The sequence below is a fragment of the Halomonas sp. C22 genome (assembly GCF_007655045.1).
Lineage (GTDB): Bacteria > Pseudomonadota > Gammaproteobacteria > Pseudomonadales > Halomonadaceae > Vreelandella > Vreelandella hamiltonii.
The window spans coordinates 521,688-539,846 of the sequence record NZ_VBVC01000001.1; the positions used below are offsets into that span (position 1 = coordinate 521,688).

Below are 18,159 nucleotides of genomic sequence, written 5' to 3' on the forward strand. Positions count from 1 at the left end.
AGCACGAGAAAGGCAACTCAGCGGCGCTGCGCCGCGCAATGAGGAGATAGCGCATGCTGGCTTACACCATGGTGGGAACTCAGGATCTGGAGCGTGCTCTTCAGTTCTACACGCCGCTGTTCAATGCCATGGGGCTGGAGATCTGCTGGCAGGATGACAGCTGTGTTTCCTTCGGCGACCCGGATGATGTCGAAGTGCCCCAGTTTTTCGTGGGCCTGCCGTTTGATGGTCATCCTGCGACGGTAGGCAATGGCACCATGACCGCCTTCCAGTTCAGCGACATCAAGGAAGTGGATACGCTGCATCAGCTGGCCCTGCAAAGCGGTGGCAGCGACGAAGGCGAACCCGGTTTTCGCCCTCAGTACGGAGACGGCTTCTACGCGGCTTACGTCCGCGACCCCGACGGCAACAAGCTCGCGTTCGTGGTGTATCCACACCGAGTAGGGCTCTGATCAGCCGCTGCGTCGAGAGATATACTCGATTAGCCACTCTGCCTCGGCGGGGCGGGTCAAGCGCACCATCTGGATATGCCGATAGCGTGGGTCCAGCGCGTCGGCGAAATAGCGCTGTCGATTCGAGCGCCAGTTTTTCAGCATCCAGAGCAGGATGGAATTGCGGCTCATGAAGGTCTGACGAAAACTTTCGCGATTACCGGTACCTGGCCAGATCTCCTGGCGGCTTGCAATACGTTTGATGGCGCGTCTGAGGCTCTGGCCAAACACTCGCCAGAAACCGTAATCCAGCCAAACCACCATATCCACGTCCCGCCATTTGATATCGCGGGTACGGTTGAAATTACCATCCAGTACCCAGCCGCGTGTGGCGCTGTTCAACGCGACTTCGAGCTTTGCCACGAACTCGTCATCCGGCGTTCCCTGCCAGTGGGGTTGCCAGAAAAGCTGATCCATTTGAATGTGAGGAACGTCGAGCGCTTCAGCGAGCTTGCGGGCCAAAGTGCTTTTGCCGCTACTGCTGGTGCCGACCACATTGATGTTCATGATGAAAGCCTGCTAATGAATCGGCGCGTTAGCTTAAATAGAGCCTTCAACGCGTGCAAGATGGCCTCATGCGAGCGCGTTAGCCCCCAACTCTCTGCGCAACCAGCTCGCCAGGGCTTCGCTGCGGCGGGCGTTGGTGTGTTTGGGTAGCCACAGGCAGAGTCTGGCCGAGGTTTCGATATAGCCCCAGGGGGCGACCAGCCGACCGCTTCTCAGGTCGTCTTCCACCAGTAGCCTGGGGGCAATGGCGACCCCGAGCCCTGCCACGGCGGCTTCCATCAGGTAGTAGAGGTGTGCAAACCCCTGGCCCTGCTGCAGGGCTGCTTTCAATGCGGCGGGTTCCAGACCTTGGGCGGCAGCCCACTGCGGCCACGCCTGAGGGCGTGATGCGGTATAGAGCAGCTTGCTGCCAAACAGCGATGAGGGGGCTTCCGCGTGGCATGCCTCGGCCAGCCGGGGGCTGGCCACGGCGCAAATTTCCTCGGCTATCAGAGGAATGCGCTCTCCTTCCTCGGGCCAGGGTGGTTCGAAGAAGGCCAGCGTGGCGCTGGTCTCGGGTTGGCCCGGCTGTTCTGCATCGCTCACCACCACTTGCAGCTTCAGTTCGGGCAGCGCCTGGTTCAAGCGGTCCAGGCGGGGGATCAGCCAGCGGGCCAGCAGGCTGCCGGGGCAGGCCAGGGTAAAGGGCGCCTCTTCCACCTCATGCTTGAGCAGTGTGCAACTATCCCTGAGTTTGGCGAAGGCCTCTCCAACCCCGCTTTGCAACTGCTCACCGTGGTGGGTCAGCACCAGCCCGCGCCCGGCTTTCGTGAACAGCGCCACGCCAAAATGTTCATCCAGACTCTTTAGCTGGCGGCTTACCGCGCCGTGGGTCACGCTCAGCTCGTCAGCGGCCGCAGTGACACTGCCCAGCCGAGCAGTGGCTTCAAAGGCGCGCAAAGCGCTCAGCGGGGGCAGGCTGTGTTGCATGGGGTCTCCTGGAACAGTTGCGAAAAACTCACAGGTGCTTGCCATCTTATCGATTTTTCTTCCGACCTGCCTGCGCTAACGTCGACACATTGCAAAAACGCCCCAAATCGCAGAGGTCGAGATGAACCAACCGTTAAGCCTACCCGATGCCAACGGCATGTTTGGCAGCTTTGGTGGCCGCTTTGTGGCCGAAACCCTGATGCCGCTGATTCTCGAGCTTCAGGATGAGTACACCACGGCCAAAAACGATCCCGAATTCCAGCGCCAGCTCGCCTATTTCCAAGGCGACTACGTGGGGCGCCCCAATCCACTCTACTTTGCCGAGCGCCTCACCGAGCACTTCGGCGGTGCCAGCATTTACCTCAAGCGTGAAGAGCTGAATCACACCGGCGCGCACAAGATCAACAACTGCATTGGCCAGGTACTGCTGGCCAAGCAGATGGGCAAGAAGCGCATCATCGCGGAAACCGGCGCAGGCATGCACGGCGTGGCCACCGCCACCGTAGCGGCCCGCTTTGGGTTGCCCTGCGTGATCTACATGGGCGCCACCGACATCGAGCGCCAGCAGCCCAACGTGTTCCGGATGAAGCTGCTGGGCGCGGAGATCGTGCCGGTCACTTCCGGTACCGGCACGCTCAAAGATGCCATGAACGAAGCACTGCGCGACTGGGTCACCAACGTAGACGACACTTTCTACATCATCGGCACCGTGGCAGGCCCGCACCCGTACCCGGCCATGGTGCGCGATTTTCAGGCGGTGATTGGCCATGAAACCCGCGCCCAGATGCTCGAAAAGCAGGGCCGTCTGCCGGATTCACTGATTGCCTGTGTCGGCGGCGGCTCCAACGCCATGGGCCTGTTCTATCCGTTCATCAACGATGACAGCGTGCACATGGTCGGTGTGGAAGCGGGCGGTAAAGGCGTCAAGAGTGGCCTGCACGCCGCCAGCCTCAACGGCGGCACCCCCGGCGTATTGCACGGCAACCGTACCTACCTGCTGCAAAACGAAGATGGCCAGATTACCGACGCCCACTCCATTTCCGCAGGGCTCGATTACCCCGGCATTGGCCCCGAACACGCCTGGCTGCACGAGCAGGGGCGGGTCGAGTACGTCTCTGCCACCGATGACGAAGCGCTGGAAGCCTTCCAGATCTGCTGCCGCCAGGAGGGCATCATCCCCGCCCTGGAAACCGCCCACGCCCTGGCAGAAGTCGCCAAACGTGCGCCGACACTGCCCCGCGAGCACCTGATGGTGGTCAACCTCAGCGGACGTGGTGACAAGGACATGAACAGCGTGGCCCAGCATCTGGGCGATCGCTTTGGCATGAAACACTCATGAGCGCGATACAGGAGACTCCCATGCAACCTACCTTGCAACGTACTTCTCGGCTCGACAGCTGCTTTGCCGCGCTCAAACAGCAAAACCGCCCCGCGCTGGTCAGCTACCTCACTGCCGGCGACCCGGACCCCGAGACCTCCCGCCGCTTGCTGCACGGGCTGCCGGAGGCCGGTGTGGATATCATCGAACTCGGCATGCCGTTCAGTGACCCCATGGCCGATGGCCCCGCCATTCAAAAGGCTGCCCTGCGCGCCCTGGAAAAAGGCCAGACCCAGGCCAAAACGCTGGCAATGGTGCGCCAGTTCCGTGAGCAGAACAGCACCACGCCCATCGTGCTGATGGGCTACTACAACCCGATTTACTGCTACGGCGTCGAGCGTTTTCTCAGTGACGCCGCCCAGGCAGGGGTAGACGGGCTGATCGTGGTGGACCTGCCCCCCGAGCACGACGAAGAGCTATGCCAGCCCGCCGCCCAGCACGGCATCGATTTCATTCGTCTGGCCACGCCCACCACCGATGCCAAGCGGCTCCCCAAGGTGCTGGCCAACGCTTCCGGGTTCATCTACTACGTTTCCGTGGCGGGCGTGACCGGCGGCAGTGCCCCCACACCCGAGCGGCTGGAAAGCGCCGTAAACCAGCTGCGCGAACACACGCCGCTACCCATTGCCGTGGGCTTCGGCATTCGCACCGCCGAACAGGCCGCCACCATTGGCCGCTTCAGCGACGCCGTGGTAGTAGGCTCTGCCCTGGTAGATTGCATCGAACACGCCAGCAGCGGCGAAGAAGCCATCGCCCAGGTACACGGGCTGGTGAAAGCGCTGGCGGCCAGTGTGAGAGGGTGCCGAGAAGCCCAACAGGAGCGCGCGGGTTTGCCAGCCTGATGGGAAGCACCATCACACCACAGAGCGGGCCATGGCCCGCTCTGTTTTTATTCTGAAACCACCACGCCCAACTTGCCGCTGTTTCCAGAAAACAGGCATCATCCACGTTTGAGGGTGGCGGGATAACGTCACGTGTATTCAAACAGAGGAAAACCATGGGCAAGCTCTTTTCGTTGCTGGTACTGCTGGGACTCGGCTATGCGGGTATCTATTTCTATTACGGCGTGGTGATCGAAGGGGAGGTCGAGCAGCAGCTGGCATCCCGTGGCCTGACCTCGGTCAGCGTGGATAACGTCGAGTACGGCCTGCTGGCGCCGGTCAGCAACAGCGCCAATATCGCCGTCACCGTGGGGTATCGTGGTTCCCAGGCGGCGGTCAACGTGCGCGTGCAAGGCCATCCGCTGTGGTCCGATGAGGTCACGGTACAGCTGGACGGCCTGCAAGCCCTGCGTTTGGGGATCAGCTTCGGGCAGTAACCACGAGCCAAACGTGTTCATGGCCAATCGATACCGCTACGGCTACCAGTAGCCCCGCCATGACCCAGTTGAACCCTTTGATCAGCATGGGCTGCCTGACACGCTGGCCAAGCAGGCTGCCTATCACCACATAGCTGCCGGGGGCGCCTGCCGCCAGTGCGGCCAGCCCCAGTGCCCAGATAAACAGGCTCATGCCCTGAATACCCTCGGCAGGAAACTGCAGCGTCGCGATGGGCAGTGTCGCGACCATGGCTTTGGGGTTGAGTAACTGCATCATCAGGCCATCACGAAAACTGAGCATGCGTGGTGCCGGGGCGTGGGTATCCAGGGTGGCATTGGCGCGGGCCACCTTGTAGGCCAGATACAGGATATAAGCGCAGCCGAGCGCGCTGAGCAGCACCAGGGAGTCTTGAGATATCCAGGCGGCTCCCGCCCATCCCAACACCAGCAAGTACAGCAGCATGGCCAGCCCCACGCCCAGGCAAAACCCCAGCGAGGTTTTACCCTGCCCGTTGATACCGACATTCAACCCCAACAGATTCACAGGCCCAGGCGTGTACATGACGCCCAGGGCATAGGCGACGATTGCTAACATGAGAAAACCTCTAGGTGGACGTGATGCTTAACGCGTGATGTCGCGTTGGTACTGGAAAGGGGTCATGCCGTAGATGCGTTTGAAACGGCGGTTGAAGTGGCTCAAATCCGCAAAGCCGAAACGCAGCGCTATCTCGGTGAGTGGCGCGCCCTGGTCGAGCGCGGAGCGGGCGGCGTTCACGCGGCAATTGATCACGTATTGATGAGGGGTCATGCCGAACTGTTGGCGAAATAGCCTCAAAAAGTGGTACTTCGACAAATGCGCGGCCTGGCTGATGTCGTCCAGCGAGATATCTGCCTCAAGATGCTCATGAATATACGTTTTGGCGTGGCCCAACAGCGTGTCTGGGCGGCTGGTGCGTTGGCCAGTCACCATGTGCCCGCCAAGCTGAACCATGCGCTCGATCACGCGATACAGTGCGTTTTCCTGGTCGATGCAGCTGCCCGCTTGATGCGTGGTCAGGCGTGCGACTTCCTGTATCGCCTGGCGCAGCAGCGGGTCGTGAATCAGCGTACTCCGGGAGCGAAACGGTGACGTTTGTGGGCGGCCAAGCAGCTCCTCGAACAGCGGCAACGCTTGGTTGGGATGTACGTATACCATCACGTAGCCCAAAGCCTGCTCACCGCCAGCGTGGCCGTCGTGAACCTCTTCAGGGTTGAACAGAATCACGTTGCCCGGTGGGCTACGATGAAACTGCCCGCCGCTGAAGAAATCCTGTCGCCCCGCCAGCGTCACCCCAAAGGCGTACTCCTCGTGGGCATGACGGTCATAGCTAAAATCCTCGATGGCCGCTTTCAAGACGGTCAGTGACGGCACATGATGATTTTTGAAAAACTCGAACTGGCTGCTGCCCATGCCAACCTCCTTGATCGCATTCGGCCCATGGCGGGCTTACCCTGACCCGTTTCAGGATATGACGCGGGCGCCAGCGTGGCTTGTACATAATTGCTCAACGGCGGTGTCAGTGTATATTCACCAGACGGTACACAGTGGGCGGCATTCGCAAAACACTGGCAAACGAGGAGGGCGCATGGCAAACCCCAACGTGGTGGTGATTACCGGCGGGAGTCGAGGCATTGGTGCCGAGACGGCCCGGCTGTTCGCCCGGCATGGCTACGATGTCTGCCTCAACTATGTCGAAAACGACGCAGCCGCCGAGCGTGTGCGCAGTGATATCCTCGCTCTGGGCGTGCGCTGCCTGGCCGTGAAGGCGGATGTGTCGAAAGCCGATGAGGTGGCAAACCTGTTTCGCCAGGTCGATCAGGAACTCGGCACACTGACGGTGCTGGTCAACAACGCCGCCATTCTCAACGCCCAGGCGCGGCTGGTGGATATCTCGCCGGAGCGTTTTGGCAACGTGCTGCAAAAGAACGTCATGAGCTGCTTTCTCTGCTGCAAGGAGGCCGTGCAGCGCATGTCTACCCGCCAGGGCGGCGCGGGCGGCAGTATCGTCAATGTTTCCTCCATGGCCGCCAAAAGCGGCTCGCCCAACGAGTACGTGGATTACGCCGCCTCGAAAGGGGCCGTGGATACCTTGACTCGGGGGTTGGCGCTGGAAGTCGCGGCCGAAGGCATCCGCGTGAATGCAGTGCGCCCCGGCCTCATCTACACCGAGATGCACGCACTCGGCGGCGAGCCTGCCCGCGTAGACCGCTTGAAGTCTCGCATCCCCCTGCAACGGGGTGGCCAGCCTTCCGAAGTGGCAGAAGCCATTGTCTGGCTGGCCAGTGACAAGTCATCCTTTGCCACCGGCACTTTACTGGATCTGGCGGGTGGCCTGTAACGCCCTGACCAGCCCCCCCTTGGCTGCCCAGGCAGCGCTCAAAAAAAGGACACCCCATGTTTACCGGCCTGAGTGCGTTTCCGCTGACCCCCATGAACGAGCAGGGCATCAACGAGCAGGAGTTCATCCAGCTAGTGGCCCGGCTGGCCCACGCGAAGGTGGATTCCATCGGCGTTCTGGGCTCTACCGGCAGCTACGCCTACTTGAGCGTGGAGGAGCGGGCCCGAGTGGCCAGGCTGAGCGTGGAAAACGCCGCTGAGGTGCCGGTGGTGGTGGGCATTGGCGCGCTGCGCACTCGGGATGTACTGGCCAACGCCGAACATGCCCAGCAGGCCGGGGCGAGCGGCCTGCTGCTGGCGCCGGTGTCTTACCAGAAGCTCACTGATGACGACGTGTTCAACCTGTTCAGTACCGTCAGCCGCGCCATCAGTGTGCCGCTGTGCGTGTACGACAACCCCGGCACCACCCACTTCACCTTCAGCGATGAGCTGCACGGGCGCATTGCCGCGCTGCCCCAGGTGCGCTCCATCAAGATTCCACCGGTGCCCAACGATCTGCACGACGCCAGTGCCCGGGTGGCGCGGCTGCGGGCGCTGATCCCTAATGATGTAACCATTGGCATCAGCGGCGACCCCGCCGCCGCCGCGGGCCTGCTGGCAGGCTGCGAGGCATGGTATTCGGTATTCGGTGGGCTCTACCCGGAACACGCGCTGGCGCTGACCCGAGCCGCCCAGGAGGGAGACACCGAGCAGACCCTGGCCCACTCCAACGCGCTGGCAGCGCTATGGGCGCTTTACCATGAACATGGTGGCAGCCTGCGGGTGGCCGCCACCATGGCCGAACTCACTGGCCGCGTGAGCGCACCCTGCTTGCCCCAGCCACTGAATACGCTGCAAGGGCAGCCACGCCAGCAGGTGAAGGCGGTGATCGAGGCGCTGGGGCTTGGTTAAACCGCACCAAGCGGTTGGTATGGCAGGTGACAAACCAGGCACGTGTCACTGTGAGTGTAAAATGGCTCATTAGAAATGCTGTTAGTGTTCCCTGAAGTGTCGAAGCGTCGTTTTTAGTGGGCTCGGCTCGCAAGCGTTTATGGCCAACTCCATTTCTCACTAGCGAGCTAATTAAAAAAGCGTTCTAGCAGTGAGGCGCGCTTATTACTTGGTGTTTTAAAGTAAGGGGGTAAAGATACGTAAAGATATTGGTTCTCATCTAAAATATTTTGCAAGTGTCTGTCGTTTATGGGGTTGATGATTTTTTACGTTTTTAGCGATGATTTTTGTAAGAGATTTGCCATGGGTTTTGTAAGATATTTGCTATCTGTTGCGTAAGACATCGCCCCGTAGCTTGGTAAGACATTGCCTACTCCGGTAAGCGTCCGATGACCCCACCAATGGATAACTGAAATGGCGTCTTGCTAACGTGCTTTTTTGCACCTTTATAGATGCCATTGCTTTTCACTTGCCAAAGCGCGCCGCTGCGGAGCTGATGAGAATAATCGCCATGCTATACCTAAAAAAAAGTGTCAAAAGACGGCTGGCTGTGAGTTTGGGGGCCTGTGTTCTAATGCTGATCGCCGTGGGGGTGTTCGGGCTATATCATTTAAGTAAGATGAACGATGCCATTACGCGCACGTTCGAAGGCAACGTGCTGACGCTGGTCGATTTGGGAAAGGTGAACGAAGCGCTGCTCAGTACGAGAGTGAAAATCACCGCAGAACAACGCGACCGCAACCCGGCCTCCGCCGTGACGACACAGCAAGAAGTGGCCGAAAACGATGCCATTATCGATGCCGCTTGGAACGATTATTTCCCCCAGCGGGTGTCTGATGACGTAGAGCGTGGTATCGCTGAAGAATTCATCACGTCTCTGGCGGTGCTGCGTGCAGGGATCGACGAAATCAACGCAGCGATGGTCGGCAATGATTTCGACGCGGCACGCCGCATCGCCACCACGACGTTACGGGCAGCCTACCCGCAAGTGCTCGATGCGCTTCACTCGCTAATCGATATCAATAGTGCCCAAGCATCGGCCTCTCACCAGCAAACGTCCCATGAATACGTATGGACACGCAACATCGTTATTGGCGTGATTGCCGGGGCAGTGTTCGTGAGCGTTCTGCTGGCAATATGGTTGATCAAGGGCATCATGACACCGCTGGGCAAGGCGCAAGCCCTGGCCAACGCCATGGCGGAGGGCAAGCTGGACAACGACATCAATATCACCTGTAAAGATGAATTTGGCGACATGCTCAAGGCATTGAAGGCCATGGAGATGAAGGTCTCCCAGGTGGTGATGTCCGTTCGGCACAATGCCGAGTCGGTCAATGGGGCGGCTGAAGAGATTGCCCATGGCACCGAAGATCTGAGCAGCCGAACGCAGCAACAGGCCGCCAGCATCGAAGAGACCGCCGCCTCGATGGATGAAATCACTTCTACCGTTCGGCAGAACGCGGACAACGCCTCTGAAGCCGAAAAGCTCGTTTACGAAGTGACGCAACAAGCCAATGCGGGGGGGGAAATCGCCAGTAACGCGGTGAATGCAATGGAAGGCATCAATGCATCGAGCCGCAAGATTGCCGGTATCGTTGGCTTGATCGATGAAATCGCTTTCCAGACCAACTTATTGGCGCTCAATGCCTCGGTGGAAGCCGCTCGTGCAGGCGAGCAGGGCCGTGGCTTTGCGGTGGTAGCGGGCGAGGTACGCAACCTGGCGGGGCGCAGTGCCAACGCGGCGAAGGAGATCAAGCAGCTGGTGGAAGAAAGCATCGATCTAGTCGGCAACGGGTCTACTCTCGTCAATCAGGCGGGCAAAGCGCTGGAAGACATTGTCGGCGGTGTTCAGCGTGTCTCCTTGTTGATGGGTGAAATCGCGACAGCCAGCCACGAGCAGTCTCAAGGGATCGATCAGGTCAACACGGCCATCGCTCAGATGGACAGTGTGACCCAGCTGAACGCGAGCTTGGTGGAAGAGTCCAGTGCCGCAGGCCGCTCTCTCCAGATTCAAGCCGAGGCATTATTGAAAGAGGTATCGTTCTTCAGAGGGGCAAGCATCAATCAGCCGCAGGCCGCATTACCTGCCGCAGGGCGACGCCACGTCAGCCCACCTCGAACGGAGCGACCGGCATCTCACCTGCTGAACAGCCAGCAGGGCAAGGATGCATGGGCCTCTTTCTAGGTGCATGAACAGGAAGCGCCCCAGGCCGGGGCGCTTTTTCGTCAATGCATTATCAGGGCCATCAATCACCTTGCCTGCTCACACCACCGGTACCGTGCCGCCATCGATCACGAACTCCGTGCCCGTGATCGAGCCTGCCAGCGGCGAGGCCACGAACGCAATCAGGTTCGCCACTTCTGCTGGGGTAGAAGGCCTGCCCAACGGGATGCCGCCCAAAGCGCCCATGATGATCTGCTTGCCGCCCTCGTAATCGGTGCCTGCCTGCTCGGCCAGCCGCGTGGCCAAGGCAACGGCGGCTTCCGTCTCGATCCAACCCGGCGAGACGCGCACTACCCGCACCCCCTGTGGGGAAACCTCCTTAGAAAGGCTTTTGCTGTAGGTCGAAAGCGCCGCTTTGGCTGCCGCGTAAGCCGTTGTGGATTCTGGCAAAGGCAGCTCCCGCTGAATCGAGGTCACGTGAACGATTACCCCTTCACCCTGGGCCAGCATGCCCGGCAGCAGGGCGCGATCCAGCCGCACGGCGGGGAACAGGTTCAGGTTCAACTCCTGCTGCCACTCCTCTTCACCCAGGGCCGCAAAGCCGCCTGCCGGGGCGGACGAGCCGCCCACCACATGCACGACGATATCCACGCCTCCCAGGCGGGCCTTTACCGCGTCGGCCACCGTGGCGCAGCCTGAGATCGGCGGCAATGAACAGCTCCTCGGGCAGGGCAGTGGGGCGGTGGCGGGCGGTGGTCAGCACCTGCGCGCCCTCTTCACGAAACAGCGCCACCACCGCCGCGCCCGCGCCTTTGCCGCCCCCCGTGACCAGCACGCGGCGGCCGCGAAGCTGCAGGTTCATGGGGTAATCTCCAGGCTGTGAATGCGCTCATCGGCCAGTTCGATATGGTGAAACAGCTGCACCGGGCTGCCGGGAAAATCGCCGGTCACGGTGGTGGTAATCACCATCTTGTCGCCATCACGAGAGACGTCAGTGGGCTCCACGTGGTACTCAAACTGGCGGCGGGTATCGCGTAACCAGGCACGAATGGCGGCAATGCCCTGGTGAGTTTGCCCTTCATCCAGCACGCGGGCATCCGTGGTAAAGCACTCCGCCAGCGGGGCATCATCCGCGCCGTTGCTAATGGCGATATAGGTGGCAATGTGGGGTGGGAGTGACACGCTCATGGTGGGCCTTCCTCATCGTAGTTGCTGTGCGAGGATCTTCTGCTTAGGCTTACCAAAACTGCGCGTAAAGCATCGCCCAATCGGGCAGTGATACAAGCGCGCACCGCGCAGCGGTGCTGTATTGATACCGCCTCAATAAGCTGATAATTTATCCAGTATGACAAAGCGTGCCTACAAAGAACGGTTCTATCCCACCACCGAGCAGGCAGCGCTGTTGGCGCAGTCGTTCGGGTGTGCGCGCTTTGTCTGGAACAACACTTTGCACTATCGCACTGAAGCGTATCAGCAGCGCGGCGAGTCAGTCTCGCATTCGGCAGCGGAAAAGCGCCTGGTGTCACTCAAAGCCGACTACCCGTGGTTGAAAGACGTGTCTAGCGTGATCCTGCAGCAGACGTTGCGCGATCAGAAAACCGCCTTCGACAACTTCTTCAACCCAAAGCTCAAAGCACGGTATCCGCGTTTCAAAAAGAAGGATGGCCGCCAGTCTATCCGTCTAACCAGGGCAGCGTTTCGCTATCGGGATGGCGAGATCACTATTGCCAAAGCAAAGACGCCATTGCCGATCCGCTGGAGCCGTCCGCTGCCCAGCGAACCCTCCAGCATCACGATTTCACGCGATCGTGCCGGACGCTATTTCATAAGCTGTCTGTGCGACTTCGTGCCAGAAGCCTTCCCGGTCACGCCAAAAACGGTAGGCATAGACCTTGGCCTGAGCGACTTGTTCATCACCAGCGACGGCGCAAAGTCCGGCAATCCGCGTCATCTGAAACACTACGAAGCCAAGCTGGCTCGCCTGCAGCGCCGACTGGCGAAGAAGCAGAAAGGCTCTCGCAACCGTCAAAAACTGCGCCAAAAAGTGGCGCGACTGCATGCCAAGATCGCTGACTGTCGCCGCGACGCCATCCATAAAGCCTCTCGCACGTTGATCAACGAAAACCAAGTCATCTGCATCGAGTCGCTGAACATCACCGGGATGGTCAAGAACCGTTCATTGGCCAAGGCCATCAGCGATGCCGGCTGGGGCGAGTTCGTGCGCCAGCTTGAGTACAAAGCCGCCTGGGCGGGCCGGCAACTCGTCAAAGTGAGCCAGTGGTACCCCAGCAGCAAACTGTGTCACGGCTGCGGCCACAAGGTCGAGAAGCTGCCGCTATCGCAGCGCCATTGGCACTGTGAGGGCTGTGGCGTGGCCATCGACCGCGACATCAACGCGGCCAACAATATCCGAACCGCCGGACTGGCGGGTTTCGCCTGTGGAGCGACTGGAGCGGGGGCAGCGGCGTAGCCGCTGTCTAGTGAAGGCGTGGGGAAGCAGGAAGGTTTTTGGGGTGACTCAAGAACCCTCGCCCAACGGGCGGGGAGTGTCAGCCATGAGAAGGATTTACACGCCCACTAGCGCGGCCAGCGGAGTGGAAGATGTATTAAAAATGCTGGAAGGCCGCTGGAAGCTGATCATTCTCGTCCACCTCTTCGATGGCAAGGTGCAGCGCTATTCCGATCTTGAAAAACTGATTCCCGGCATTTCGCAAAAGATGCTCGCCCAGCAGCTACGCCAACTGGAAGCCGACGGCATCGTCGCGCGCACGGTGTACCCGCAAGTGCCGCCCAAGGTTGAGTACCGCCTGACCGAGTGGGGCCAGGCGCTCTGCCCCGCGCTGGATGCCCTGCTGACGTGGGCCGAGCAAAAGGAGGCGTTTCACCCCACCGAACAAGCAGACGATGCCCGCGCGTGAGCCTCGTCAGTCGCCAAGTCTTCCCCGGCTCAGTATCATCACCCGCTCATTCACTTTAGAAGCCACTGCTCATGTCTTGCCCACCGTGCCCCCGCTGCCAATCCGAATTCGTCTACCAGGACCAACGCCTGTTCATCTGCCCCGAATGCGCCCACGAATGGAACCCTGAAGAAGCCGCCGCCGAAGAGGCCGTGAACGTGGCCGATGCCCACGGCACGCCGCTGGCGGAAGGCGACAAGGTCACGCTGATCAAGGATCTCAAGGTGAAAGGTAGCTCTCTGGTGCTCAAGATCGGCACCAAGGCCGTCATCAAGCGGCTAAAAGAGGGCAAAGACCACCAGCTGGACTGCAAGGTAGACGGCGCAGGCGACATGATGGTGACCGCGCAGTTTGTGAAGAAGGCTTGAGGACCGCTTGGGGAAAAGGGCAAGCATCGTAGAGCGTGGCTTGGTTTTCGGCCGAACAAGCACGGAAGCAATGCTTGCTATTATCCACAACGCTTAATCCACAGCACTTGAACTTGCATTCTGGGCTAAAACATCTCATGGGCAGGCTAGACCTTCATTTTTTTCTACATAATTTCATGGTGCTGGAGATAGGATTGTCATCCTGCCATTACCCTGCCTGGGGATTAACGTTTTTCACAAGGAATGCAAGATGCTGTTATCTCGTGTATGCGGCACCATCATGCTGTTTTTGGTCATGTCAGCTCAAGCGGTGGCAACGGATTGGACGCCACCTGAAAATCCTGATTTGCTAGAGGTTTTAAACGAGGTACGGTTGGATGTAGAGGCCGAGCGATACGAGGCTGCGCTAGAGAAGCTTATTTGGTTCCATCATTATGCGGAGCAAGTAGGTGAAAGTGTATCTGGAGCCAGGTTGTCTTATGCGCTGTATGACTGGGTGGAGTTAGGGCAAGAATATCCGCCAGCTATGGATAGGCTTCTTGATATCCGGGCCAGCCTGGTTGCTCGGTTGATGCATGATGAGTACGACGGAAGCGCTTTTCATGATCTGGTTTCCATCAATGCAGTGCTCGGTGAAGAGTCGAAAACAACCGAGATATTTAAACTTATCGATTCGAGAGGGCATGAAATTGCCAGAAGGGCCTTTTTTTTCGCGAAGACTGCGTTGATCAAGGATAAGGAGTATGGGTTATATGTGAAATACGTCAATCCGCAGAATGACTTTATAAGTCTCAAGGATGGCTTTGAAAGCAGAATGTCAACGGTAGGTGACTCAGAGTTAAATGCATCTAGAGTCGATTCCTATCATGATTGGTTCCGCAATGAAGTGGCTACGTTGGTTGCGATTCTTGTCGTCAATGGCCGTGAACAAGAAGCGGCCGAGATTTCTGTATTAGCGAAGGAAGTCCTTGATGAGCCAAGATTTCATGAAGAGCTGGAGGATGCATTAGCGGGAAATGTGCCTGCTCCTTTGTTTTAATATAGTCGCATTTAAAACTAATCGTTTATAGAAATGATCGCCTATGCGTAGTCTGATGGGTACCCGCGTGCCTCGGCCCATCCAGGCGACACCACCAGGAACTGGCGTGATGAAGCGAACACTCACTACCGACGATCTGCCCGCGTTAATGACCGGCATCATGGCGACCCTGGCGGCGATAGGTATTGCTCGCTTCGCCTATACGCCGCTATTGCCCGCGATCATTCAGCAAGGGTGGTTTACCGCAAGCCAGGGTGCTTACCTGGGGGCGGCCAACCTGTTGGGGTATTTTATCGGCGCGCTTGCCGCCCACTCGCTGAGCGAGCGTTTTGCGCCGCGCTGGGTGTTGGCGGCAAGCTTTGCGGGTATCGGGCTCAGCTTCCTGCTTTGCGCCGGGGCGGGTGGTTTTCACTGGTTCTTCTTCTGGCGGCTGGTCTCGGGGGTAGGGGGAGGGATCTTGATGGTCGTGGGCCCCTCGCTGGCGCTGGCGGCCACGCCCCCGGAAAGGCGAACCCGTGTCGGTGCCCTGGTGTTTACCGGTATCGGGCTTGGGGCGCTGCTTTCTGCCCTCGTTGTGCCGTCACTGCTCGGGGTAAGCCTCTCGCTCACCTGGGGTGCGCTGGGGCTGCTCTGTTTGGCGGCTGGCCTGTCGTGCGACCGCGGCGTCACGCGCTTGCCCCCACGCCCTGTGGCAAGCCCAGTGGCAAGCCCGGTGGGTAATAGCCCTGTTGGGTATGCGAGGGTAAAGTGGGTGGTGGTGCTGGTCATCGGCGCTTACGCGCTGGATGCGGTGGGATTCGTGCCCCACACCGTGTTCTGGGTGGACTACCTCGCCAGAGAGCATGCCCTGGGCCATCAAGCCGCTTCCCTGCAATGGGGAATCTTCGGGCTGGGTGCCCTGTGCGGGCCGTTCATGGTGGGGGCGCTGGCCCAGCGCGTGGGGTGGCAAGGGGGCTTGATGATCGCCTTTACGGCCAAGGCCGCTGCCGTCATGCTCCCGGTGTTCTCGCTTGCCCTGCTTAGCCAGTCGGTTTCCTCGTTCATGGTGGGGGCAATGATTCCCGGCATCGTGGCCCTTACCTCTGGCCGCCTGGCCGAGCTGGTCGGGCCCACCGCCCACAAGCAGCTCTGGGGGCGAGCCACGGCCGCTTTCGCCGCTGCCCAGGCAGGGGCAGGCTATGCCATGTCGGCGCTGTTTGGCATGTGGGGCAGCTACACGCCGCTCTTCATCATCAGCGGCATGGCGCTTGCCCTTGGCTTGTTGCTGGTACTGCTTAGCCGAGGCGTACAGCAGCGCCGCACACATCCTTCTGTCCAATAACCTAGGCTTGGTACGAAAAGTCGGCGAGCGATGGCCAGACAAGGCAAAAATCGGCGAAAAGACGGAGTTTACAAGGTGTAAATGAGTACTTTGAGCCGATTTTTAACGCCGTATGGCCGAGCATAGGCAGTTTTCGTACAAAGCCTAACAAGCACTATTCAGATAAAGGGAGGCAACCATGGAACTCTACCTGAACGCAACATCCCCCTATGCGCGGCTGGTGCGCATCGTGTTGCTGGAAAAAGGCCTGATGGACGCCGTGACGCTCAAGTGGTGCGACCCATGGGCCGACGACGCCGACCTTCTGAAGGCCAACCCCGCCGGGCGCATCCCCGCACTGGTAACGGAGGAGGGCACCACGCTCAGCGAATCCATGCTGATAGCCATGTACCTGGACAGCCTGGACAACGTAAAGCCCACCCCGCCCGTACTGCCCACCAACTCTTTGAGTGACGTACTGCACCTGGCAGGCCTTGGCCAAAACCTCATGGATGCCGCATTCACCACCGTGATTGCCCGCAAGCACTATGGCCCCGAGATCGACCAGAGCGAGCTGGGCCAACGCCGGGCAAGGGCCATGCAGCGGCTGTTGGAGCAACTGAATAGCGAGCTGAGCGGCAACCCCACGGCCGAACCGATTCACCTGGGCGACATCGCCATCGCCGTCGCGCTGGAATACCTCGCCTTCCGGCTGCCAGAGATACGCTGGAAAGAAGCGCACCCCCAGCTTGCCGCGTGGCATGCGTCTGTAACAGCGCGAACAAGCTTCCAGCAAACCGTCTTCACCTAGCCCCCCGTGGGAGGCGGCTTCAGCCCACGACCAACTCCCCCAGAGGTGAACCCGCCCCGTGGGAGGTGGCTTCAGCCCGCGACCATTCCAGCGTGCAGCGGTAGCGTGGAAGTGATGACTCACCTTCCTCCCAAAGCATCCATTTTCGTCTAAAAACTAACGTGGTTAGGTGGAGGTGTTTTTTTCTGCTAACCTAAAAGTATTATAATGAAAGCGTTTAGCTATTTAACGCTAGGCCTTAAGGGATAAAGTTGGCATAGGTTTTTAATGATATGAGTTCCATATAGTGATTTTTTAATAGAAACAATGTACTGATTAACAATAAATTTTTTGTCTTTTTTATTTTTGACTATGATACAATTAGTTTTTTATTTTAAGTATGCGCCTATTTTGTGTCAGGTTTTAGGTTTTTATTATTGCTATTTTTGATCTTTTGAAAGTGGGGGATGTGTGTCTAGAGAAAATGATTTATATGATAGCGACTTGAGAGTTATTTCACAGATAATAAAAGATAAAATTTTTGTGCCGACTAATAAAAGAAAGACTACTATTTTCTTGTGTGGTGCGGATATAAAAAACAAGAAGACTTACCGATACAAAATGGCAGCCTTGTTTGGTAAGAGCCGGAAATTTGAGCTCTTGTACCCTGAGGATTTGTTTGAAGATTTGTTGGCTGGACAAGGGACTTACAGCTTGTTGGAGCTGGAGAATATATTGGCTAGAAGTGTAGATGCGATAGTCTTATTCCCTGAGAGTCCGGGGTCTTTTACAGAGTTAGGAGCTTTTTCAAACAATGAAGCTTTGGCAAGAAAAATGATCGTTCTAATTAACAGTAAGTATAAGTCTGATAAGAGCTTTGTTAATTACGGACCTGTTAGACTTATTCGGAAAAATAAAAGCGGTAAAGTTATTACTTTTAGTGAGATCGAGCTGGATGGTGGTCTTGAAAGTGATGCTTTGTTTAAGAGAGTCACAAAATACATTAGAGAGATTAAATTAAACAACCCAGTAAAAAAAGATGTTACTAACTTGTTGGAGGTTGAATATTTCATACTGCCATGCATATACTTGATAGATGGCGTGGACAATGTCAAGCTTTATAAACTCGTGCAGCATGCAGGTCATGATAATAAGATACTTAGCGAAATTGCAACTAAATCAGCTTTAGGTAAATTAATTCGTGATAGAGTGATAACTAGAATGTCAGGTGGATATAAAGTTACACCTTTGGGTGCCTCATACGTTCAAAATAGATTTGGTGGAGTTAGCTTGGATAGCGCAAGGGTAGAAATTTTGAATGCACAAAATCGTAGGAATGCTAGGGTCAGGTATGCTAGAATTAAGCCAGGTGCCCTCCTTTAGCGAGTGGGCTTAGCGCTCACTGGGTTGCGCTTCGCTTCCCTGCACGAAATCTGGAGCTTTAGCGTATCTAAAGCTGCGGCACAATCATCTCTCGATGATTGCACCGCGTCTTTATATCCGTTTCTTAA

General features: G+C 57.9%; 21 protein-coding genes. 14 read left to right on the forward strand and 7 right to left on the reverse strand.

Features of this window, described 5'->3' with window-relative positions; all coding sequences use genetic code 11:
• The first annotated feature begins 53 nt into the window (after positions 1-53).
• Positions 54-452 carry a VOC family protein gene (locus FEU76_RS02400; protein WP_081192304.1) on the forward strand — a complete coding sequence of 133 codons (399 nt, stop codon included), beginning with the start codon at positions 54-56 and terminating at the stop codon, positions 450-452.
• On the opposite strand, the gene FEU76_RS02405 is transcribed toward FEU76_RS02400, so the two are convergent.
• Both FEU76_RS02405 and FEU76_RS02410 read right to left on the reverse strand, forming a co-directional pair.
• Positions 453-998 (reverse strand): adenylate kinase, encoded by a 546-nt coding sequence (locus tag FEU76_RS02405; protein ID WP_144980048.1) that lies wholly within the window; start codon positions 996-998, stop codon positions 453-455.
• Between the two features lie 66 nt (positions 999-1,064).
• Positions 1,065-1,967, reverse strand: coding sequence for a LysR family transcriptional regulator (locus FEU76_RS02410; RefSeq protein ID WP_144980051.1), 903 nt, complete (start codon positions 1,965-1,967; stop codon positions 1,065-1,067).
• Positions 1,968-2,088: 121 nt separating this feature from the next.
• Here FEU76_RS02410 and trpB point away from each other — a divergent pair, with 121 nt between their 5' ends.
• From trpB to FEU76_RS02425, 3 genes are all read left to right on the forward strand, one after another.
• Positions 2,089-3,306 (forward strand): tryptophan synthase subunit beta, encoded by a 1,218-nt coding sequence (gene trpB / locus FEU76_RS02415; protein WP_144980054.1) that lies wholly within the window; start codon positions 2,089-2,091, stop codon positions 3,304-3,306.
• Positions 3,307-3,338: 32 nt separating this feature from the next.
• Complete coding sequence (gene trpA, locus FEU76_RS02420) at positions 3,339-4,187, forward strand: tryptophan synthase subunit alpha (protein WP_144980308.1); 849 nt, start codon at positions 3,339-3,341, stop codon at positions 4,185-4,187.
• Between the two features lie 155 nt (positions 4,188-4,342).
• Positions 4,343-4,663 (forward strand): hypothetical protein, encoded by a 321-nt coding sequence (locus FEU76_RS02425; protein ID WP_039175902.1) that lies wholly within the window; start codon positions 4,343-4,345, stop codon positions 4,661-4,663.
• Here FEU76_RS02425 and FEU76_RS02430 read toward each other — a convergent pair.
• Both FEU76_RS02430 and FEU76_RS02435 read right to left on the reverse strand, forming a co-directional pair.
• On the reverse strand, positions 4,647-5,258 hold the full coding sequence (locus FEU76_RS02430) for a LysE family translocator (RefSeq protein ID WP_039175903.1): 612 nt from the start codon (positions 5,256-5,258) through the stop codon (positions 4,647-4,649). The two genes, FEU76_RS02425 and FEU76_RS02430, sit on opposite strands and share 17 nt — an antisense overlap.
• A gap of 27 nt (positions 5,259-5,285) precedes the next feature.
• Positions 5,286-6,113: an AraC family transcriptional regulator gene (locus tag FEU76_RS02435; RefSeq protein WP_039175907.1), complete on the reverse strand. Its 828-nt coding sequence runs from the start codon at positions 6,111-6,113 to the stop codon at positions 5,286-5,288.
• Positions 6,114-6,288: 175 nt separating this feature from the next.
• Between FEU76_RS02435 and FEU76_RS02440 the strand changes: the two genes are divergently transcribed.
• The 3 genes from FEU76_RS02440 (at position 6,289) to FEU76_RS02450 (ending at position 10,215) form a co-directional block, all read left to right on the forward strand.
• On the forward strand, positions 6,289-7,041 hold the full coding sequence (locus FEU76_RS02440) for an SDR family oxidoreductase (RefSeq protein WP_144980057.1): 753 nt from the start codon (positions 6,289-6,291) through the stop codon (positions 7,039-7,041).
• A 56-nt stretch (positions 7,042-7,097) separates the two neighbouring features.
• On the forward strand, positions 7,098-7,991 hold the full coding sequence (locus tag FEU76_RS02445; protein ID WP_096921263.1) for a dihydrodipicolinate synthase family protein: 894 nt from the start codon (positions 7,098-7,100) through the stop codon (positions 7,989-7,991).
• A gap of 550 nt (positions 7,992-8,541) precedes the next feature.
• Positions 8,542-10,215 carry a methyl-accepting chemotaxis protein gene (locus tag FEU76_RS02450; protein WP_144980060.1) on the forward strand — a complete coding sequence of 558 codons (1,674 nt, stop codon included), beginning with the start codon at positions 8,542-8,544 and terminating at the stop codon, positions 10,213-10,215.
• A gap of 78 nt (positions 10,216-10,293) precedes the next feature.
• On the opposite strand, the gene FEU76_RS02455 is transcribed toward FEU76_RS02450, so the two are convergent.
• From FEU76_RS02455 to FEU76_RS02460, 3 genes are read right to left on the reverse strand one after another with little or no spacing between them, the layout of a single operon-like run.
• Positions 10,294-10,878: an SDR family oxidoreductase gene (locus tag FEU76_RS02455; RefSeq protein WP_260851336.1), complete on the reverse strand. Its 585-nt coding sequence runs from the start codon at positions 10,876-10,878 to the stop codon at positions 10,294-10,296.
• Positions 10,778-11,056 carry a hypothetical protein gene (locus FEU76_RS18670; protein WP_260851337.1) on the reverse strand — a complete coding sequence of 93 codons (279 nt, stop codon included), beginning with the start codon at positions 11,054-11,056 and terminating at the stop codon, positions 10,778-10,780. Before FEU76_RS18670 ends, FEU76_RS02455 begins: the two co-directional genes overlap by 101 nt.
• Complete coding sequence (locus FEU76_RS02460; RefSeq protein WP_144980063.1) at positions 11,053-11,382, reverse strand: nuclear transport factor 2 family protein; 330 nt, start codon at positions 11,380-11,382, stop codon at positions 11,053-11,055. Before FEU76_RS02460 ends, FEU76_RS18670 begins: the two co-directional genes overlap by 4 nt.
• Before the next feature lie 157 nt (positions 11,383-11,539).
• Here FEU76_RS02460 and FEU76_RS02465 point away from each other — a divergent pair, with 157 nt between their 5' ends.
• The 7 genes from FEU76_RS02465 to FEU76_RS02495 all read left to right on the forward strand — a co-directional run bounded on the left by FEU76_RS02465 (position 11,540) and on the right by FEU76_RS02495 (position 18,031).
• A complete protein-coding gene (locus tag FEU76_RS02465; protein WP_039175924.1) occupies positions 11,540-12,664 on the forward strand; it encodes an RNA-guided endonuclease InsQ/TnpB family protein in 1,125 nt (374 codons plus the stop codon).
• A gap of 85 nt (positions 12,665-12,749) precedes the next feature.
• Complete coding sequence (locus FEU76_RS02470; RefSeq protein ID WP_144980066.1) at positions 12,750-13,112, forward strand: winged helix-turn-helix transcriptional regulator; 363 nt, start codon at positions 12,750-12,752, stop codon at positions 13,110-13,112.
• Positions 13,113-13,183: 71 nt separating this feature from the next.
• A complete protein-coding gene (locus FEU76_RS02475; protein WP_039175928.1) occupies positions 13,184-13,519 on the forward strand; it encodes a zinc ribbon domain-containing protein YjdM in 336 nt (111 codons plus the stop codon).
• Positions 13,520-13,769: 250 nt separating this feature from the next.
• Positions 13,770-14,558, forward strand: a complete 789-nt coding sequence (locus FEU76_RS02480) for a hypothetical protein (protein WP_144980069.1) — start codon at positions 13,770-13,772, stop codon at positions 14,556-14,558.
• Between the two features lie 109 nt (positions 14,559-14,667).
• A complete protein-coding gene (locus FEU76_RS02485; protein ID WP_144980072.1) occupies positions 14,668-15,879 on the forward strand; it encodes a YbfB/YjiJ family MFS transporter in 1,212 nt (403 codons plus the stop codon).
• Between the two features lie 178 nt (positions 15,880-16,057).
• Positions 16,058-16,669: a glutathione S-transferase family protein gene (locus FEU76_RS02490; protein WP_144980075.1), complete on the forward strand. Its 612-nt coding sequence runs from the start codon at positions 16,058-16,060 to the stop codon at positions 16,667-16,669.
• Positions 16,670-17,119: 450 nt separating this feature from the next.
• A complete protein-coding gene (locus FEU76_RS02495) occupies positions 17,120-18,031 on the forward strand; it encodes a retron St85 family effector protein (protein ID WP_144980078.1) in 912 nt (303 codons plus the stop codon).
• The last annotated feature ends 128 nt before the right edge of the window (positions 18,032-18,159 follow it).

What these genes read in the sequence shown, in the direction of transcription:
- FEU76_RS02400 (WP_081192304.1), top strand. Translation starts at nt 54, where the DNA reads ATGCTGGCTTACACCATGGTGGGAACTCAGGATCTGGAGCGTGCTCTT.
- FEU76_RS02405 (WP_144980048.1), bottom strand. Translation starts at nt 998, where the DNA reads ATGAACATCAATGTGGTCGGCACCAGCAGTAGCGGCAAAAGCACTTTG.
- FEU76_RS02410 (WP_144980051.1), bottom strand. Translation starts at nt 1,967, where the DNA reads ATGCAACACAGCCTGCCCCCGCTGAGCGCTTTGCGCGCCTTTGAAGCC.
- trpB (WP_144980054.1), top strand. Translation starts at nt 2,089, where the DNA reads ATGAACCAACCGTTAAGCCTACCCGATGCCAACGGCATGTTTGGCAGC.
- FEU76_RS02425 (WP_039175902.1), top strand. Translation starts at nt 4,343, where the DNA reads ATGGGCAAGCTCTTTTCGTTGCTGGTACTGCTGGGACTCGGCTATGCG.
- FEU76_RS02430 (WP_039175903.1), bottom strand. Translation starts at nt 5,258, where the DNA reads ATGTTAGCAATCGTCGCCTATGCCCTGGGCGTCATGTACACGCCTGGG.
- FEU76_RS02435 (WP_039175907.1), bottom strand. Translation starts at nt 6,113, where the DNA reads ATGGGCAGCAGCCAGTTCGAGTTTTTCAAAAATCATCATGTGCCGTCA.
- FEU76_RS02440 (WP_144980057.1), top strand. Translation starts at nt 6,289, where the DNA reads ATGGCAAACCCCAACGTGGTGGTGATTACCGGCGGGAGTCGAGGCATT.
- FEU76_RS02445 (WP_096921263.1), top strand. Translation starts at nt 7,098, where the DNA reads ATGTTTACCGGCCTGAGTGCGTTTCCGCTGACCCCCATGAACGAGCAG.
- FEU76_RS02450 (WP_144980060.1), top strand. Translation starts at nt 8,542, where the DNA reads ATGCTATACCTAAAAAAAAGTGTCAAAAGACGGCTGGCTGTGAGTTTG.
- FEU76_RS18670 (WP_260851337.1), bottom strand. Translation starts at nt 11,056, where the DNA reads ATGAACCTGCAGCTTCGCGGCCGCCGCGTGCTGGTCACGGGGGGCGGC.
- FEU76_RS02460 (WP_144980063.1), bottom strand. Translation starts at nt 11,382, where the DNA reads ATGAGCGTGTCACTCCCACCCCACATTGCCACCTATATCGCCATTAGC.
- FEU76_RS02465 (WP_039175924.1), top strand. Translation starts at nt 11,540, where the DNA reads ATGACAAAGCGTGCCTACAAAGAACGGTTCTATCCCACCACCGAGCAG.
- FEU76_RS02470 (WP_144980066.1), top strand. Translation starts at nt 12,750, where the DNA reads ATGAGAAGGATTTACACGCCCACTAGCGCGGCCAGCGGAGTGGAAGAT.
- FEU76_RS02475 (WP_039175928.1), top strand. Translation starts at nt 13,184, where the DNA reads ATGTCTTGCCCACCGTGCCCCCGCTGCCAATCCGAATTCGTCTACCAG.
- FEU76_RS02480 (WP_144980069.1), top strand. Translation starts at nt 13,770, where the DNA reads ATGCTGTTATCTCGTGTATGCGGCACCATCATGCTGTTTTTGGTCATG.
- FEU76_RS02485 (WP_144980072.1), top strand. Translation starts at nt 14,668, where the DNA reads ATGAAGCGAACACTCACTACCGACGATCTGCCCGCGTTAATGACCGGC.
- FEU76_RS02490 (WP_144980075.1), top strand. Translation starts at nt 16,058, where the DNA reads ATGGAACTCTACCTGAACGCAACATCCCCCTATGCGCGGCTGGTGCGC.